The sequence below is a fragment of the Pseudomonas sp. LBUM1649 genome, from assembly GCF_059716155.1.
This window is the reverse complement of sequence record NZ_CP166807.1, coordinates 2,252,241-2,268,614: the sequence shown is the minus strand read 5'-3', so window position 1 is coordinate 2,268,614 and position 16,374 is coordinate 2,252,241. Positions and strand designations below refer to the sequence as shown.

Here is a 16,374-nt window from a genome sequence, read left to right as displayed (position 1 = left end):
GCATTCAACCTGATCGGGCTCAGGGCAGCTAGAGCTGCGAGACTTGCGTGATCGACTCAGAGCGCTGTTACGTCATGCTCGGGGCTGCAAATTGGCGCACTTCATCGAGTGGATAAACCTGTGCTGCGCGGGTGGACTGGCTACTTCAAACTGAGCCAGAGCAAGCGGCCGCTGGAGAGCGAGATGGCGGGGTGCGTCACTTCGCTTGTCGTATCGCGTCAATGGAAATGGCCCTCAACGAGGGCACGCAACTTGATACGTCATCGATTTCCGGCATCCAGATCGCGTTCCGACGACTTTTTGGTCGTCCTCATACGCAGAGAGACCGACGGATCCCTCGGTATCAACTACAACGGCGCCAAGTTTTGTCATCCTTGGCCACGGTGCCGAGCCGGGCCTTGAGGCTGGCGAACTGTTCAAACAGTCGCAGCACGCGCCCTCAGCGTTTGTATCGGCCGGTCTCTGTCGTTACTGACGCTGATCCTTTTGAAGAGGAAGAGATACTGGACGCAGCAGAGGGCGAGCGGACAGATGCTGAGATCGAGGAGGATCTGCTCGCTGAGGCTGCCTATCTAGAAGAAGCGGGTGCGCCCGACGACGAGGAGGCCGCCGATGGTGCCAAAAAGAAGAAAAAGGATAAACGAAAAGAGGTCTATCCATCGCTTGGCGAAGACGTGAGGTTGTCGAGCAACACGGTCAATATGAAGGGTTTGGAAGACGACTACGTGAGGGTTTTTCACGGGGTGAAGACTTTGGAATACGACTTGGTCCTGCTTGAGGCTAACCGTGGGCCGATGCTGACCGCCTTGGCCGCCCCTCACCCACGAATCTCAAAAGCGCTGCGTAAGATCGTTGACGAGGCACCAGACAACACCGCGAAAGCCAAAGCGCTGTTTTGCGGGATGTTCGAGCGCAAGGATAGTAGTAGTAATGTGCAAAAGGGCCGTTTCAGTCAGGCACTCGCCGAGCAGATTGCTAAAACGCCAGATTGCAAAGTGCCTGAGTATCTCCAGCAAACGATCCGGCATGTTTGCCAAGGAGCGGCCAAACCATGAGGCTCTCCGATGAGCAGAAGGACGTAATCAATGCGCCTTTGGGGGCTATCGCTGTGACGGCTTGCGCCGGTAGCGGCAAGACGGCTACCTGCGTGCAATCAACAAAAACAATAAACAAGAGGTGGAAAATGCAGCTGAATAACCGTGCGATCCCGTGTCTCTCCGCTCAGCGTAAGTGCGCTGTCTGGATTAAATTCACCAGTGCCACGGCACTCCTCAGCGCCTCTACAATGGCAGGCGCCAATGGTATTGCCCTTAACGAACAAAGTGCCAGCAGTGCGGGGACTGCGTATGCGGGAAGGTCGTCATCCGCGCTGGACGCCAGCACCATCTTTGGAAATCCTGCAGGCTTGACCAAGTTGAAACGTAGTGAGATTTCTGGCGGCGCCGGGATCATCTCCGTGAGCGACGATATCAGTGATGCGCAGAGCAGTGCCCCAGGAACGAATGAAGGGGACTCGGTCCCTTTGGGGGTTGTGCCCTTCGCCTATATGTCGACGCCCCTTGACGATCGTTTTTCGATTGGTCTGGGCCTCTATGCGCCGAGTGGTCTGATCAATGATTACGAGAGCACTTTTCAGGGGCGCTACCATGGCTCCTATAGCACGACCAAGGAAGTAACCCTTCAGCCCACCATTGCCTATCGGATCAATGATTACGTGTCCATTGGTGGCGGACCGACCATAAACCGTTTCGATGCCAAGCTTCAGAATTACCTGGCCACCGGCGCCCTGAACAACGGCCAGGACACACTGGTCACCATCAAAGGCGATGACACGGCACTTGGCTACAACGTCGGCATCCTGGTTGACTTTACTGACGCAACCAGTTGGGGGATTAACTATCACTCGAAGGTGAGCTATCACCTCAAAGGGCATACTGAAATGTCCGGCTCCCCGAGCGTTGTCCCGCTGGACGGAAATTATGACAACAAGATAGACGTCACCATGCCCGAATCCGTGGACACGTCCATCACCCATCATTTCAATAGTCGCTGGACGGGATACCTGGGGACCACCTGGAAACGTTGGAGCCGGATCCAAAAGGTCGAGGCAGTCAACAGCGGTCTTTCCCCCGTGGGCCAGGCCGCTGGCCTGGGAAGTGTGACCGAACAAATGAACTGGCACGACACTTGGAGCACCGCGGTTGGCGCCTCCTATCAAGTGAACCAACAATGGCTGCTGCGCGCAGGCTACGCCTATGATCCCTCGCCCATCAGGAATGCCGATCGCAGCGTGCGCGTTCCGGTTGGCAATCGCCAAGCCGTGACCTTGGGCGGTGCTTATTCGCCGAATGCCGATCTGACAATAGACTTTGCTTATGGCTATCTCTGGGACTCCAAAGTCTCGGTAAAACAGTCGAACGACTCCGGTCTGCAACCGGAATACAGTGCCAACTACGAAAATAGTGCGAATGGAGTTTCAGTACAGGCAACTTATCGGTACTAATCGACAGGACTTCATTTTTAATGGAGTCCACTTTCGCAAGCCTTCCTGCGCACCAACTGCCGCGAACACTTTCAAGGTAGGGATCTACAAAATCGTGGAAAGCATCATTCCATCAACACAGATCGTTGAGAAAACAGTATCTGGAACCAGTGGTTTCGGACTTTCAAGCGGTAATTCAGCCGGCTGCCGGAGGCGCAAAACCGGCTCTTTGCAACTGAAACACTGGCGAAACATTCGGGCCGTATGATCCGCATCACTGAAACCGAAGGTGTTAGAGATGAATCGGCCATCACGAAGCATGCGCAAGTTGCTCGACTCAGTCGCCACCAACAACGAGGCCGCGGCGCTGGATGTAATGCGCGCAGCTGAGCAGCTCGAGGACGAGTAGTTGCGCTAGCGGTTGCTCAACCTGATTCACCGGCTCAATCAGGACGCCAATGACTTGCGATTGGCGCGCGACGACATCCAGGGCGGCGCCATCAAATTCGCGTGGACCGGCCGCCGGCGGGCCCAACGCAGCCGATCCCGAAAATAGCCGATTGCTGCACTTTGTCGTCATAGAGCCCGATTACGATTCGACTCAAAAAAAATTCAGTCCTACATCACTGCCATGACATCCACCCCATGGAACTCAGAACCATGTCATTGCAATGTCCTCTGTGTAACTCCCCCAAGATCGCATCGTTACAAACAGCCATGAAGATTGGCGCAGCTGTTGGAACCGTCGGCGGAGCCGCTCGTGGTGCGAGCGCCGCTCTGGCAGCAGGCCAGATGGGGGCTGCTGTCGGCGCTATTGCCGGCCCGCTTAGCATCACCCTAGGCACAGTCTCTGGTGCCATCCTCGGCGGACTTGCTGGAGGCGTGGGAGGCTGCGCCCTCGGTGCTCAGCTCGGAGAAAAACTCGATCGTCATGTGTTCGCCAACAACCTCTGCCTCGCCTGCAATCATCGCTTCAACCTACCAGCCTAATTCTCTTACAAAATTCTTCGGCCAGTGCTGCGCGAGCGCAGCATTTATGCCGGCACGCACCCAAAGGAATCACATCCATGGCTCATCTCGTCGAACAAATGGCATACGTTGGCGCTACCCCTTGGCATGGTTTGGGTACCAGATCGACCCGACCAAGGTACATGCCAAGGCCACAGCGCAGCAGATCGTCGTCACCAACCTGGATGAGCTGCAGCCGTGGCTGTATCACTGAGCAAAGGTAAACACATGGCCACACACCCCCAGCTCTACACCCTGCATATCCAGTTGGAGCCGCTGCAACTCGATCCGCCGATCTGGCGGCGCATCCGCGTCAGCGGCGACTGCACCCTGCGTAAACTGCACCACTTCATCCAGGCGGCCATGGGCTGGCACAGCAGTCATCTGCATGAGTTCAGCGATGGGCTCAACCGGTACATGCCACTGGATGCGGAGTTTATGGATGAAGACGAAGCACTGGATGATCGCAAGTTCAAGCTACGCCGCTTGCTGAAAGAGGGCGACCGATTGCGCTACCTGTACGACTTCGGCGATAGCTGGCAGCACGTGATCGCCGTAGAGGTCGTTGAACCCTGCGACGTCACTGGAAGCTGGTGTGAAGTGCTAGACGGCGCCCAAGCCTGCCCACCGGAGGATGTCGGCGGCGTGCCGGGGTACCTGCATTTTCTGGAGAGCCTGAAGCACCCTGCCAGTGAGGACGGCCAGAGTGCGCTGGCCTGGGCCGGCGGTTGCTTCGATCCAGAGCGCTTCGATCGTCGAGCCGCCAATGCGGCCGTGCAGCGAATCTGCAACAACCTGTGGGGCTGAGTCAGCGGGATACCAGCAGCAGCCCATGCCTTTGGCGGCGCCCCAACGAATCCAGCAAACGCAGCCCGCCAGACTGACCAAGATGAAGCCCTGTGACTAGTAGGGTCGATACTGTGACCGGCGCTGAGCTTCGAACGCTCACTGGACTGCACCGCCATAGGCCAGCCTGGCCAGTCCGAGCAAGGCCGCGCCCTGACAGACAAGGATCAGGACATCATGAGGCGAGATCAGCAAAGTGAACATGGCGAACCTCCGGGTAGGTGATGGCTCGACCATAGCGAGGCATCCTTGCCATTGCGACCTGTCCACTTTTCGCATGTAAACAAAGCGGACAGATCCCCCTCCAAACGATGGATGCGGCACTTAGGCATGCTATCCATGTCCATGTCATGCTCGACTATCGACGCATTCCCATCCGTACGCTTCGAGCCCCCTCGGGTCTCAACCGGAGCTGTTGAGCGTCCTTGACCAGGTAACGCATCGCCTTATGAACACTGGACCGGATCGCTCGATCGTTCCGCTGAATGATGCCGATACCACACTCGTCTTCGTACTTCTCCTTTTCGTGATTACAGCTATTGAAGTGGCCCTGTCCCCGAGTGATGCGTTCCCACAGCTCACCAATCTGTTGGGCCTTGTAGACGTCTCCACGCACCTCGTTGCCATTGAAGAAGTAGGCCGCATGGATGTGGTAGCCCCGATCCTCACCCTGCTCAACCACGCAGATGTAACCAGTGAGGCGGTCGAAGATCGGGTTGCGCTTATGTTCGGCAATCAGCTGATCCAAGTCATCGAACACGTGCTCGACACGTAACCTGACCTGAGCTTCAGAACGATAGTAGAGATCGATCCTGATAATGTTGGTGCGCGAGTAGCGTTCAACCACAGCATCGGAATAATCACAAACACGGTCCTCCTGCTGCCTAGCCTGACGACGACGGTCACCCTTCTTACGGCGATACCATAGTTCACGCGTCAACTGACGGATCCGTGCTACCAGCACGTTCATGCTGTGCTGATGGTCTAGCCAGGCCGTACCCTCTTCATTCAAGCAGACAGGACCGGTAGGACGACGTTCCAATCCGATGTCCTGACAGGCCTCCCTAAACGCTTGCAGGTGCTCGCTGTAGCGGTATTCAACCCGGTCATCGAACAAGTCCATCATCTGCCGGATGTGAGTGAAATACCTGGAGAGCCTGGTCTCCTCAACTCGTTCATAACCTGCACGGGTTTGCCTGAACCGAAAGGCTGGGCTGTCATGCTGCTCGATGGCCTGGACTAGCCGTTCGATTTGGATGGCGATGTCTGACTGGGAAAGGTAGGTGTAGGTATTGCGCTTGGTCATGGTGGTGTACCTGATTGGTTGTTCGCATATCAGGTACGGGCTGTGTACTTTTTAACCGATGACGTATCGCTAGCCTGAGCTGTAGATGATGTGTAGCTGAGTTAGATAACCTATTGAAGAATTATTGATTGATAGTCAATAGCTATATAACTAGAAGCACCTCAGCCCACGGTGGACGATCCCGGTCAGGCAGGGCAATGGGGAGCAACATTGCCAAGCCTACCGAGAGATTGACCCATTTGGATCCTGGGGGAGTTAGCTGAGAATGCAGCCCCCCAAGCGGCATAAACGCCATGACCAGCTACCAACCGGTCATGGCGCAAATGGTGGTTTCTAGCGGGCCATACTCAGGCGGCCAGGTCGGGCTGAAGCGCTCTCAGCCAGATCTCGCTCCTCGATCCTTGCCAGGATCCGTTCATGCACCTCGCTTTCAACCCAACCAACGCAGCGGTCACCTAATGAGAACGGCTTCGGGAAGGTCTCCTCCCCGATCCAGTTGAGCAAGGGCATCGTGTGTCCTTTGTAATTTACGAGCAAGGCGAAGCAGGGACCACATGATACATGGGACCGGCGTTTAGGCTGAGGCTGAAGATTAAGGTGTTTAGGGCTAACGAGGCATCAGTACCCTTTTTCATTTTGGTGCCGAAATACCGCCAAGATTAATCAGTTTTGGCAAATCTCAGCACGATGAGCTGGCATACAGAGGGTTCCCAGCTTTTCGTTAACGGTGACCCAACGGTGACCAAAACGATCGAATCTCAGAAACAACAAAGCCCGGACCTTTCGGAACCGGGCTAAGTCATTGAAAAATATGGTCGGGACGGAGTGATTCGAACACTCGACCCCTAGCACCCCATGCTAGTGCGCTACCGGACTGCGCTACGCCCCGACTAGGCGTGTTACTTGTTCCTCATCTCGAGGAACGCTCAAGAATATAGCGCAAGCTTTTGAAAACTGGAAGTATTTAAAAGCGAGAATTTATTTCTTGAGGACAACCAGTACATCTTCGAGCTCGGCAATCATCTGTCGAATCATCTGTTTGTACTGGGTGGTGTCATCTTTGGCTTCATCCCCGGACAGACGCAGGCGTGCGCCGCCGATGGTGAACCCCTGATCGTACAGCAGCGCGCGGATCTGCCGGATCATCAGCACGTCCTGGCGCTGATAATACCGGCGGTTTCCGCGGCGTTTGACGGGGTTGAGTTGAGGAAACTCCTGCTCCCAGTAGCGCAGCACGTGTGGTTTTACCGCACACAGCTCGCTGACTTCACCAATGGTGAAGTAGCGTTTGCCCGGGATGACGGGGAGCTCGTCGTTATGACTTGGTTCCAGCATAAGCCTCAACTCGGGCCTTCAACTTCTGCCCTGGACGAAAGGTGACCACACGGCGAGCCGTGATCGGGATTTCTTCCCCCGTTTTCGGGTTGCGGCCAGGCCGCTGGCGTTTGTCCCGAAGGTCGAAATTGCCGAAACCAGACAATTTGACCTGCTCGTTATCTTCAAGAGCGTGCCTGATTTCTTCGAAAAACAGTTCGACCAATTCCTTGGCTTCCCGCTTGTTCAGGCCCAGCTCTTCATACAGACGTTCCGCCATCTCAGCTTTCGTCAAAGCCCCCATACGTCACTTCCTTAACGTGGCGTCCAACCTTTGTTCGAGCGAGGTGAGGATGTTTTGCGTCGTGGAATTCACCTCATCGTCATTAAGAGTGCGCGATGGATGCTGCCAGGTCAAGCCAACTGCAAGGCTTTTTCTATCAGGATCAATGCCTTTACCCTGATACACGTCAAATAGCCTGAGGTCTGTCAGCCATTCGCCTGCATTTTCACGGATTACGTCCAGTACGGCCGCGGCGGCAACGTCTTTGTGCGCAATCAGTGCAAGGTCACGACGCACTTCAGGAAAACGCGACAACTCGTGGAATTTAGGCATTTTGCCCGATGCCACTTCCGCCAGGACCAGCTCGAAAACGAAGACTGGACGATCAAGACCCAGAGTTTTCGACAACTCAGGGTGGATGGCGCCAACGAAACCGACCAGACGACCTTCTCGCTCGATGCGCGCGGTTTGACCCGGGTGCAACGCGGGGTGTTTGCCCGGCACAAAAGTGAACGCGTCCAGCGCACCGGCAAAGCCCAACACCGCTTCCACGTCAGCCTTGACGTCGAAGAAGTCGACCGTATCGCGACCCTGCGCCCAGCCTTCCGGCAGGCGGCTGCCGCACACGACACCGGCCAGCATCGGCTCTTGCTTCAGGCCTTCGAGCTGGCCGACGAAACGCAGGCCGCTTTCGAACAGACGAACGCGATCCTGCTGACGGTTCAGGTTGTGCGAAAGCGCCTTGACCAGGCCTGGCCACAAGGACGAGCGCATGGCAGCCATGTCGTTCGAGATCGGGTTGGCCAGCAACAACGGCTCGACACCTGGATTGAACAGCTCGAACTGTTTCGGATCGATGAAACTGTAGGTGATCGCTTCCTGGTAACCACGGGCGACCAGCAGTCGACGCAGCTCAGGCAGGTCGCTACGGGCTTCAGCCTTGGCTTGCGGCGCCAGACGCGCTTGCGGGTAACGAACCGGCAGGCGGTTGTAGCCATACAGGCGAGCCAGCTCTTCGATCAGGTCGACTTCCAGGCTGATATCGAAGCGATGGCTTGGCACTTCTACGCGCCACTGCCCTGCCCCATCGGCAGAAACGGTCAGGCCCAAAGCGTTGAGCAGACGCTCGACTTCGGCCGAATCCATTTCCATGCCCAGCATCTGGGTGATGCGTTGGGCACGCAGGGTGACCGGTGCAATCTTCGGCAGGTGCTGTTCGCTGACGGTCTCGATGATCGGGCCGGCTTCGCCACCGGTGATTTCCAGCAGCAGGCCAGTGGCGCGCTCCATGGCTTCACGGGCCAGTTGCCAGTCCACACCGCGCTCGTAGCGGTGCGATGCGTCGGTGTGCAGGCCATAGGAACGGGCCTTGCCAGCGACAGCGATCTGATCGAAGAACGCGCTTTCCAGGAAGATATCGCGAGTGGTCGCGGTGTTGACGCCGCTGTGCTCGCCGCCCATGACGCCAGCGATTGCCAGGGCACGGGTGTGGTCGGCGATCACCAGCGTATCGCTACGCAGGCTGACTTCCTGACCGTCGAGCAGTACCAGCTTCTCGCCTTCTTCGGCCATGCGCACGCGGATGCCGCCATTGATTTCGGCGAGATCGAAGGCGTGCAGCGGCTGACCCAGCTCCAGCATCACGTAGTTGGTGATGTCGACGGCGGCGTCGATGCTGCGCACGTCGGCACGACGCAGGCGCTCGACCATCCACAGCGGCGTTGCCTTGGACAGGTCGACGTTACGGATCACGCGACCCAGGTAACGCGGGCAGGCGGCAGGGGCCAGCACTTCAACCGAACGCACTTCATCGTGCACGGCTGGAACGGTAGCAACGACCGGGCGGGTGACTTCGGTGGCATACAGCGCACCGACTTCACGGGCCAGGCCGGCCAGGGACAGGCAGTCACCGCGGTTCGGCGTCAGGTCGACTTCGATGCTGGCATCGTCCAGGCTCAGGTATTCACGAATGTCCAGACCTACCGGCGCATCAGCCGGCAATTCCATCAGGCCATCGTTGCCTTCGCCCACTTGCAGCTCGGCTTGCGAGCACAGCATGCCGTTGGACTCGACGCCACGCAGCTTGGCTTTCTTGATCTTGAAGTCGCCCGGCAGCTCGGCACCGAGGGTGGCGAACGGGATCTTCAGGCCCGGGCGCACGTTTGGCGCGCCGCAGACAACCTGGAAAGTCTCCGAGCCATTGCTGACCTGGCAAACGCGTAGCTTGTCGGCGTCCGGGTGCTGCTCGGTGCTCAACACCTCGCCGACGATCACGCCGGTGAATTCGCCGGCGGCCGGCGTAACGCTATCGACCTCAAGACCGGCCATCGACAGACGGGCAACCAGCTCGTCGCGACTTACCTGCGGGCTTACCCAGCCACGCAGCCATTGTTCACTGAATTTCATCCTGCTCTCCTAAGAATTCGTTACGACTAGCGAAATTGCGCGAGGAACCGCAAGTCGTTGTCGAAGAACAGACGCAAGTCGTTCACGCCGTAACGCAGCATGGCCAGGCGCTCGACGCCCATGCCGAAGGCGAAGCCCGAAAACTCTTCCGGGTCGATCCCGGACATGCGCAGCACGTTCGGGTGAACCATGCCGCAGCCCATCACTTCCAGCCAGCCGGTCTGCTTGCAGACGCGGCAGCCTTTACCGCTGCACATCACGCATTCCATGTCGACTTCGGCCGATGGCTCGGTGAACGGGAAGTAGGAAGGACGGAAACGCACGGCCAGTTCTTTTTCGAAGAACACCCGCAGGAACTCTTCGATGGTGCCCTTGAGGTCGGCGAAATTGATGTCGCGATCGACCAGCAGGCCTTCGACCTGGTGGAACATCGGCGAGTGAGTGATATCCGAGTCGCTACGGTACACACGGCCTGGGCAGACGATGCGGATCGGCGGCTGTTTTGACTCCATGGTGCGAACCTGTACCGGCGAGGTATGGGTGCGCAGCAACATGTTGGCATTGAAATAGAAGGTGTCATGCATCGACCGGGCCGGGTGATGGCCTGGGATGTTGAGCGCTTCGAAGTTGTGGTAGTCGTCTTCGACCTCAGGGCCCTCGGCAATGCCGTAGCCGATATGGGTGAAGAACTGTTCGATACGTTCCAGAGTGCGAGTAACCGGATGCAGACCACCCGAGGTCTGGCCGCGGCCAGGCAGGGTCACGTCAATGGACTCGGCAGACAGTTTGGCGGCCAGGTCGGCCTCTTCAAACAGTGCCTTGCGGGCATTGAGAACCTCTGTGACACGCTCCTTGGCAACGTTGATCAGGGCGCCGACTTGCGGACGCTCTTCTGCCGGCAAATTCCCCAGGGTCTTCATCACCTGAGTCAATTCGCCCTTCTTGCCAAGGTAGTGAACCCGGATTTGCTCCAGGGCATTGATATCTTCAGCGCTTTGCACAGCCTCTAGTGCTTGAGAGACGAGCGCATCCAGGTTTTCCATGTACAGACTCCAGATACAAAATAGGGGAAGAGCTTGAAGGCTCTTCCCCTATTTATGACGTTTAACACCTGGCCCCACAGAGGTGAGGCCGGGTGACTGTCGGGGGTACTTAAGCCAAGGTGGCTTTAGCTTTCTCGACAATCGCAGCAAACGCCGCTTTTTCGTTCACTGCCAGATCAGCCAGAACCTTACGGTCGATCTCGATGGACGCTTTTTTCAGGCCGGCGATGAAACGGCTGTAGGACAGACCGTTGATACGAGCACCAGCGTTGATACGAGCGATCCACAGAGCGCGGAACTGACGTTTTTTCTGACGACGGTCACGGTAGGCGTATTGGCCTGCCTTGATTACCGCTTGCTTGGCAACACGGAATACGCGCGAGCGAGCGCCGTAGTAGCCTTTAGCAAGTTTCAGAATTTTTTTGTGACGTTTACGGGCAATGACGCCACGCTTTACACGAGCCATGAGTTACTTCCTCTATTCTTGACTAAAATTAACGAAGGCGCAGCATGCGCTCGACTTTTGCCACGTCAGACGGATGCAGCAAGCTGCTACCGCGCAGTTGACGCTTACGCTTGGTCGACATTTTAGTCAGGATGTGGCTCTTGAAAGCGTGCTTGTGCTTGATACCGTTAGCAGTTTTCAGAAACCGCTTAGCAGCACCACTTTTGGTCTTCATTTTTGGCATGTTCGGATACTCCGCATTCAGTTGATAAACATAATCAGAAGGCCTGCCGTGCCCTGTTGATTACTTCTTCTTTTTCGGGGCGATGACCATGATCAGCTGGCGTCCTTCCATCTTAGGATGCTGTTCGACCGAACCGTACTCGAGCAAGTCACCTTCAACTCGCTTGAGGAGTTCCATCCCCAGCTCCTGGTGGGCCATCTCACGGCCGCGGAATCGCAAGGATACCTTGGCCCTGTCCCCATCACTCAGGAAACGTACCAGGTTGCGCAGTTTTACCTGGTAATCCCCTTCCTCCGTCCCTGGACGAAACTTGATTTCTTTAACCTGAATCTGCTTCTGGTTTTTCTTGGCCGCGGCAACCTGCTTCTTCTTCTCGAAGATCGATTTGCCGTAGTCCATCAGTTTGCAAACAGGGGGTACTGCATCGGCGGAAATCTCCACCAGATCCAGCTTGGCCTCTTCAGCCTTAAGAAGCGCGTCTTCAATTGACACAATCCCAAGCTGTTCACCTTCAGCCCCAATTAACCGAACCTCGCGTGCCGAGATATTCTCGTTGATCGGGGCTTTCGGTGCAGCTCGTTTATCTTGTCTCATTTCACGCTTAATAGTAATTACTCCGAATCTGGGCGACCACGCCGGGAAACCGCTTGCGCGAGAAACTCAGCGAACTGGGCGACGGGCATCGAGCCCAGGTCAGCACCTTCACGAGTACGCACAGCGACAGTCTGCATCTCGACTTCCCGATCTCCGATAACCAAGAGATAAGGAACCTTGAGCAACGTATGCTCGCGGATTTTAAAGCCGATCTTTTCATTTCTCAAGTCAGACTTGGCACGAAACCCGCTTTCGTTGAGAGTTTTTTCCACTTCGGCGGCAAAATCTGCCTGCTTGTCAGTGATATTCATGATCACTGCCTGGGTCGGGGCCAGCCACGCAGGGAATGCACCCTCGTAGTGCTCGATCAGGATTCCGACGAAACGTTCGAAGGAGCCCAGGATCGCCCGGTGCAACATCACCGGATGCTTGCGGCTGTTGTCTTCGGAGACGAATTCGGCACCCAGACGGACAGGCAGGTTAAAATCGAGCTGCAGGGTACCACACTGCCAGACACGGCCAAGGCAATCTTTCAGCGAGAATTCGATCTTCGGACCGTAGAACGCTCCCTCACCCGGTTGCAGATCGTACGGCAGGCCAGCACTATCAAGGGCTGCAGCCAAGGCGGCTTCGGCGCGATCCCACAGCTCGTCGGAACCCACGCGTTTTTCCGGACGAGTGGACAGCTTCATTTCGACGTCTTTAAAGCCGAAATCGGCGTAGACGTCCATGGTCAGCTTGATGAATGCCGCGGACTCGGCCTGCATCTGCTCTTCGGTGCAGAAGATGTGGGCGTCGTCCTGAGTGAACGCGCGCACGCGCATGATGCCGTGCAGTGCACCCGACGGCTCGTTACGGTGGCAGGCACCGAATTCGGCCAGGCGCATCGGCAGTTCGCGGTAGCTTTTCAGGCCCTGGTTGAACACCTGCACGTGGCAAGGGCAGTTCATCGGCTTGATGGCGTAGTCGCGGTTTTCCGACTGGGTGGTGAACATATTGTCGGCGTAGTTGGCCCAGTGCCCGGATTTCTCCCACAGGCTGCGGTCAACGACCTGAGGCGTCTTGATCTCCAGGTAACCATTGTCGCGCTGAACCTTGCGCATGTACTGTTCGAGCACCTGGTACAGGGTCCAGCCGTTCGGGTGCCAGAACACCATGCCCGGCGACTCTTCCTGGGTGTGGAACAGGCCCAGGCGCTTGCCGATCTTGCGGTGATCGCGCTTTTCGGCTTCTTCGATGCGCTGGATGTAGGCCGCCAGCTGTTTCTTGTCGGCCCATGCGGTGCCGTAGACGCGCTGCAATTGCTCGTTCTTGGCATCGCCACGCCAGTAGGCGCCGGACAACTTGGTCAGCTTGAAGGATTTTAGGAAACGCGTGTTCGGCACGTGCGGACCGCGGCACATGTCGACGTATTCTTCGTGATAGTACAGGCCCATGGCCTGCTCGTTCGGCATGTCCTCGACCAGGCGCAACTTGTAGTCTTCGCCGCGAGCCTTGAACACTTCGATCACTTCGGCGCGCGGAGTGACTTTCTTGATCACGTCGTAATCTTTTTCGATCAGCTGCTGCATGCGCTGTTCGATGGCGGCCAGGTCGTCCGGGGTGAAAGGACGCTCGAAGGCGATGTCGTAATAGAAGCCTTCGTCAATGACCGGACCGATGACCATCTTGGCCGTCGGGTACAGTTGCTTGACCGCGTGACCGACCAGGTGGGCGCAAGAGTGGCGAATGATCTCCAGCCCCTCTTCATCCTTTGGCGTGATGATTTGCAGCGTGGCGTCGCTGCTGATGGTGTCGCTGGCGTCGACCAGCTTGCCATCGACCTTGCCCGCTACAGTGGCCTTGGCCAGGCCGGCACCAATGGATGCGGCGACCTCGGCTACGGAAACCGGGTGATCGAATGAACGTTGACTGCCGTCGGGAAGAGTAATAGTTGGCATGGCGCCTCCTCTCCTAGTGGTGACCCCTACCAAAGGTCACGTGGGTTGGGATGAGCCAGTACAAGATCCGATCCAAGCCATTCAATGACGAACGCCTGCCTTACAGCGGCAGGAGCCTTGCGGCCAACCGGAAAATCGAACCAGAGTGACTGGGATTCAAATCAGGGTTATTCGGGCATCTGCCGCGGCCGGGACTGAAGGTCGACCGGCGCCCGCGAACGCCCGAGCCAGGCATGCTAGCACAGATGAACGGTCGTGGCGGCGTGGAGACTTTCTGCCGGGGCGAATCTGGCGTTTTTGTGCCAGAGTGCTGAACTTGAACCGCGTTTTACCCCTCAGATAACAAGACATTCCCCATAAGGAGCATCCCGGCATGCGTCTGAATCGTTTATTCGCTGTAGTCGCACCCATCGTCCTGCTGATTCCGCTGGCCGCCCACGCCGATTGGCCGAAGGGTGAACGCGAGAAGTACATGGCGCAGTGCACCCAGGCCGCCACGCCACAGATCGGCGCCAACGCGGCAAAATCCCACTGCGCGTGCGGGGCCGACGCGATCAAATCGTACCCGGCCAAGGATCTGCAGGCGCTGATGGACAACCAGGCCAGCGATGCCCTGAAACAACAGGCACTGGGCCAGATAGCCAAGTGCAAGGCCCCTCCGGCAAAAAAATAAGCCGGTAAACGCGCTGCAAAAGCGTTTTCGGCCGGTGAAAAACCTCTGAAAAACGCTTTTTCCTACAAATTACGCAGGTTTTACAGGTTTTTTTCTCACCTTTACTTTGGACTGAAAGCCTTTGAAACCGGGGCTTTCAGCCCCACCAGCCAACAAAGAATGTGCGACTGTAGGGCAAACAACCGCTGTGGGGGGCTCCCAAAGCGAACATTTCGACTATGATACTCGGGTGTGCCCAGTTGGCCTGAGCAACACAGTACTACTGAAAATATATGTTTCTTGGAGATACACCATGTCTAATCGCCAAACCGGCACCGTTAAATGGTTCAACGATGAAAAAGGCTTCGGCTTCATCACTCCTCAAGGTGGCGGTGACGACCTGTTCGTACACTTCAAAGCTATCGAAAGCGACGGTTTCAAAAGCCTGAAAGAAGGCCAGACTGTTTCCTTCGTGGCTGAGAAAGGCCAAAAGGGTATGCAAGCTGCTCAAGTTCGCCCAGAGTAATTTCCAGGCGCACTAAAAAAACCCCGTCCATGTGACGGGGTTTTTTATGGCCGATACAAAAGCCTGATTGATCAGCCGCAGTTGACGCGGGTGACGACCCGATTGGCATCGGTATTGAGATTCAGGCGGTCCGAGCGGTACTCCAGCGTCACCATGTCGTTAGGCTGCAGGAACCGTGCGTTTTGTGCGCCTGCACGCGTGCGAGCCTGCTCCAGCAGTTGCGGCGACGCCTGCTTGCCGATGGTAAATTCGGCCGCTTTGGCCTCGCAACGGCTATGACCTGACTCAGTGGTAGTGGCTGGGTCAGTCGGCTCGGTGGTGGCCGTGCTGCAACCGGCCAGCATGGCAGCAGCCAGCACAGTACCCAATGACGCGAGCTTCCAAGGCATGACGCCTCCTTATTTCGATGATTTAGCTGAATTCTTGCGACCGCCAATCCGGCGCTTGGTTTCACAGGGGACCCAGGCACCCTCGCCCTTCACGACGGACAAACGGCAAGTTTGCCTGAGCAGCGCCCTGCCCTTCATCTTTCAATCGTGACTGAATATGAACGGCACTCAGTAGACGTCGATGTAGTCAAAAGCCGGTCTTGGCCAGTTCTGCTTCAACGCATTGTAGATCTGCATGACCCAGACTTCGTCACTGGCCGCCACCCGCCCGACATAACCGGAGCCCTTGGCCCAGGTTTCCAGGCGAAACAGCAAGCCGTCGATATCGGTGCCACCCACGACCCCCGATGAAATATAGGCGATGCCGCCCTTGGTCACCCGCAATTGCGTGTGTTCATCGTCGCTGGCTGCAGCCAACAACTGACGCACCGCTTCAAGGGTCAAGCCGTCGGGAGTATTCAAATCGATCTGCACAGCGCGGTCCTTGAAATAGCCATCAAAGACCAAGTGTCGCATAGCCCTGCGCTCATGCCTAAGTCGCAGTGCCAAAAGCGCTGTAAAGTGATTAACTCGACACTCACAATTTTCCCTGACTCCCGAGCCCTGACATGACCACCGTGAGCATCGACGCCGACATCAAGATCAAGTGGCCAGATGGCCATATTTCTTACAGCCCCGGCAGCCCGGAAGAGCTGGCCATCATCGGCATTGACCTGCTGGTCAAGGATCTGGGTACAGAAGCGGCACGCTCTTTCATCGACCAGATTTTCGAAAAGCACTCGCGAGCCGGGCATTCGCAGTGAGAGATTCTATGGCTGGGTGGAAAAGCCTCAGGGCGTGAAGGCAGCCTGGTTTCGCGGATGTACTCGCTTCCCTGTAGGAGCGAGCATGCTCGC

The 16,374-nt window shown here is 56.8% G+C and carries 19 protein-coding genes, 1 tRNA gene and 2 pseudogenes; 9 read left to right on the top strand and 13 right to left on the bottom strand.

Annotated features, from left to right (window positions below):
• Positions 1-108: 108 nt before the first annotated feature.
• The 6 genes and pseudogenes from ACA058_RS10575 to ACA058_RS10550 form a co-directional block, all read left to right on the top strand.
• Positions 109-183: pseudogene (locus ACA058_RS10575) on the top strand (group II intron maturase-specific domain-containing protein); the annotation flags it as partial.
• A gap of 38 nt (positions 184-221) precedes the next feature.
• Entirely contained in the window at positions 222-1,055 is an 834-nt protein-coding gene (locus tag ACA058_RS10570; protein ID WP_497640039.1) for a hypothetical protein, read from the top strand.
• 128 nt (positions 1,056-1,183) lie between these two features.
• Positions 1,184-2,503 (top strand): outer membrane protein transport protein, encoded by a 1,320-nt coding sequence (locus tag ACA058_RS10565; RefSeq protein ID WP_497639911.1) that lies wholly within the window; start codon positions 1,184-1,186, stop codon positions 2,501-2,503.
• 277 nt (positions 2,504-2,780) lie between these two features.
• Positions 2,781-3,038 (top strand): annotated as a pseudogene (locus ACA058_RS10560) (hypothetical protein).
• Positions 3,039-3,142: 104 nt separating this feature from the next.
• Entirely contained in the window at positions 3,143-3,472 is a 330-nt protein-coding gene (locus tag ACA058_RS10555; protein ID WP_497639910.1) for a hypothetical protein, read from the top strand.
• Positions 3,473-3,718: 246 nt separating this feature from the next.
• Positions 3,719-4,297, top strand: a complete 579-nt coding sequence (locus ACA058_RS10550; RefSeq protein ID WP_497639022.1) for a plasmid pRiA4b ORF-3 family protein — start codon at positions 3,719-3,721, stop codon at positions 4,295-4,297.
• 397 nt (positions 4,298-4,694) lie between these two features.
• On the opposite strand, the gene ACA058_RS10545 is transcribed toward ACA058_RS10550, so the two are convergent.
• The 11 genes from ACA058_RS10545 to thrS all read right to left on the bottom strand — a co-directional run bounded on the left by ACA058_RS10545 (position 4,695) and on the right by thrS (position 13,911).
• On the bottom strand, positions 4,695-5,642 hold the full coding sequence (locus ACA058_RS10545) for a YagK/YfjJ domain-containing protein (RefSeq protein WP_497639021.1): 948 nt from the start codon (positions 5,640-5,642) through the stop codon (positions 4,695-4,697).
• A 333-nt stretch (positions 5,643-5,975) separates the two neighbouring features.
• Positions 5,976-6,152, bottom strand: a complete 177-nt coding sequence (locus ACA058_RS10540) for a helix-turn-helix transcriptional regulator (protein ID WP_497639019.1) — start codon at positions 6,150-6,152, stop codon at positions 5,976-5,978.
• 302 nt (positions 6,153-6,454) lie between these two features.
• A tRNA-Pro gene (locus tag ACA058_RS10535) sits at positions 6,455-6,531 on the bottom strand.
• 89 nt (positions 6,532-6,620) lie between these two features.
• The gene (locus ACA058_RS10530) at positions 6,621-6,977 is read right to left on the bottom strand and encodes a MerR family transcriptional regulator (protein ID WP_003179985.1); all 357 of its coding nucleotides are present in this window, start codon (positions 6,975-6,977) and stop codon (positions 6,621-6,623) included.
• Positions 6,958-7,260: an integration host factor subunit alpha gene (gene ihfA, locus ACA058_RS10525; RefSeq protein WP_002553164.1), complete on the bottom strand. Its 303-nt coding sequence runs from the start codon at positions 7,258-7,260 to the stop codon at positions 6,958-6,960. Before ihfA ends, ACA058_RS10530 begins: the two co-directional genes overlap by 20 nt.
• Before the next feature lie 3 nt (positions 7,261-7,263).
• Positions 7,264-9,645, bottom strand: a complete 2,382-nt coding sequence (gene pheT / locus ACA058_RS10520) for a phenylalanine--tRNA ligase subunit beta (protein ID WP_497639018.1) — start codon at positions 9,643-9,645, stop codon at positions 7,264-7,266.
• Between the two features lie 26 nt (positions 9,646-9,671).
• A complete protein-coding gene (gene pheS / locus ACA058_RS10515; protein ID WP_007905876.1) occupies positions 9,672-10,688 on the bottom strand; it encodes a phenylalanine--tRNA ligase subunit alpha in 1,017 nt (338 codons plus the stop codon).
• Positions 10,689-10,797: 109 nt separating this feature from the next.
• Positions 10,798-11,154 (bottom strand): 50S ribosomal protein L20, encoded by a 357-nt coding sequence (rplT, locus tag ACA058_RS10510; protein WP_007905879.1) that lies wholly within the window; start codon positions 11,152-11,154, stop codon positions 10,798-10,800.
• A 28-nt stretch (positions 11,155-11,182) separates the two neighbouring features.
• Positions 11,183-11,377, bottom strand: coding sequence for a 50S ribosomal protein L35 (gene rpmI / locus ACA058_RS10505; RefSeq protein ID WP_002553160.1), 195 nt, complete (start codon positions 11,375-11,377; stop codon positions 11,183-11,185).
• Between the two features lie 60 nt (positions 11,378-11,437).
• Positions 11,438-11,989, bottom strand: coding sequence for a translation initiation factor IF-3 (infC, locus tag ACA058_RS10500; RefSeq protein ID WP_176469887.1), 552 nt, complete (start codon positions 11,987-11,989; stop codon positions 11,438-11,440).
• Positions 11,989-13,911, bottom strand: a complete 1,923-nt coding sequence (gene thrS / locus ACA058_RS10495) for a threonine--tRNA ligase (protein WP_459730048.1) — start codon at positions 13,909-13,911, stop codon at positions 11,989-11,991. The genes infC and thrS overlap by 1 nt, the downstream gene beginning before the upstream one ends.
• Positions 13,912-14,284: 373 nt before the next feature.
• On the opposite strand from thrS, the gene ACA058_RS10490 reads away from it, so the two are divergent.
• Positions 14,285-14,584 carry a hypothetical protein gene (locus ACA058_RS10490; protein WP_497639017.1) on the top strand — a complete coding sequence of 100 codons (300 nt, stop codon included), beginning with the start codon at positions 14,285-14,287 and terminating at the stop codon, positions 14,582-14,584.
• Positions 14,585-14,876: 292 nt separating this feature from the next.
• Complete coding sequence (locus ACA058_RS10485) at positions 14,877-15,089, top strand: cold-shock protein (protein WP_003179963.1); 213 nt, start codon at positions 14,877-14,879, stop codon at positions 15,087-15,089.
• A 71-nt stretch (positions 15,090-15,160) separates the two neighbouring features.
• Here ACA058_RS10485 and ACA058_RS10480 read toward each other — a convergent pair whose 3' ends face one another.
• Both ACA058_RS10480 and ACA058_RS10475 read right to left on the bottom strand, forming a co-directional pair.
• Positions 15,161-15,478 (bottom strand): I78 family peptidase inhibitor, encoded by a 318-nt coding sequence (locus ACA058_RS10480; RefSeq protein WP_497639016.1) that lies wholly within the window; start codon positions 15,476-15,478, stop codon positions 15,161-15,163.
• 168 nt (positions 15,479-15,646) lie between these two features.
• A complete protein-coding gene (locus ACA058_RS10475) occupies positions 15,647-15,952 on the bottom strand; it encodes a hypothetical protein (protein WP_497639909.1) in 306 nt (101 codons plus the stop codon).
• Between the two features lie 134 nt (positions 15,953-16,086).
• Here ACA058_RS10475 and ACA058_RS10470 point away from each other — a divergent pair, with 134 nt between their 5' ends.
• Positions 16,087-16,281, top strand: a complete 195-nt coding sequence (locus tag ACA058_RS10470; protein ID WP_497639015.1) for a hypothetical protein — start codon at positions 16,087-16,089, stop codon at positions 16,279-16,281.
• Positions 16,282-16,374 lie beyond the last annotated feature (93 nt).

Bases quoted from the DNA above. Each gene is read 5' to 3' on its own strand.
- ACA058_RS10565 (WP_497639911.1), top strand. From the start codon at position 1,184: ATGCAGCTGAATAACCGTGCGATCCCGTGTCTCTCCGCTCAGCGTAAG.
- ihfA (WP_002553164.1), bottom strand. From the start codon at position 7,260: ATGGGGGCTTTGACGAAAGCTGAGATGGCGGAACGTCTGTATGAAGAG.
- ACA058_RS10570 (WP_497640039.1), top strand. From the start codon at position 222: ATGGAAATGGCCCTCAACGAGGGCACGCAACTTGATACGTCATCGATT.
- ACA058_RS10545 (WP_497639021.1), bottom strand. From the start codon at position 5,642: ATGACCAAGCGCAATACCTACACCTACCTTTCCCAGTCAGACATCGCC.
- thrS (WP_459730048.1), bottom strand. From the start codon at position 13,911: ATGCCAACTATTACTCTTCCCGACGGCAGTCAACGTTCATTCGATCAC.
- pheT (WP_497639018.1), bottom strand. From the start codon at position 9,645: ATGAAATTCAGTGAACAATGGCTGCGTGGCTGGGTAAGCCCGCAGGTA.
- ACA058_RS10530 (WP_003179985.1), bottom strand. From the start codon at position 6,977: ATGCTGGAACCAAGTCATAACGACGAGCTCCCCGTCATCCCGGGCAAA.
- ACA058_RS10485 (WP_003179963.1), top strand. From the start codon at position 14,877: ATGTCTAATCGCCAAACCGGCACCGTTAAATGGTTCAACGATGAAAAA.
- ACA058_RS10550 (WP_497639022.1), top strand. From the start codon at position 3,719: ATGGCCACACACCCCCAGCTCTACACCCTGCATATCCAGTTGGAGCCG.
- ACA058_RS10555 (WP_497639910.1), top strand. From the start codon at position 3,143: ATGTCATTGCAATGTCCTCTGTGTAACTCCCCCAAGATCGCATCGTTA.
- rpmI (WP_002553160.1), bottom strand. From the start codon at position 11,377: ATGCCAAAAATGAAGACCAAAAGTGGTGCTGCTAAGCGGTTTCTGAAA.
- ACA058_RS10470 (WP_497639015.1), top strand. From the start codon at position 16,087: ATGACCACCGTGAGCATCGACGCCGACATCAAGATCAAGTGGCCAGAT.
- ACA058_RS10490 (WP_497639017.1), top strand. From the start codon at position 14,285: ATGCGTCTGAATCGTTTATTCGCTGTAGTCGCACCCATCGTCCTGCTG.
- ACA058_RS10480 (WP_497639016.1), bottom strand. From the start codon at position 15,478: ATGCCTTGGAAGCTCGCGTCATTGGGTACTGTGCTGGCTGCTGCCATG.
- ACA058_RS10540 (WP_497639019.1), bottom strand. From the start codon at position 6,152: ATGCCCTTGCTCAACTGGATCGGGGAGGAGACCTTCCCGAAGCCGTTC.
- rplT (WP_007905879.1), bottom strand. From the start codon at position 11,154: ATGGCTCGTGTAAAGCGTGGCGTCATTGCCCGTAAACGTCACAAAAAA.
- pheS (WP_007905876.1), bottom strand. From the start codon at position 10,688: ATGGAAAACCTGGATGCGCTCGTCTCTCAAGCACTAGAGGCTGTGCAA.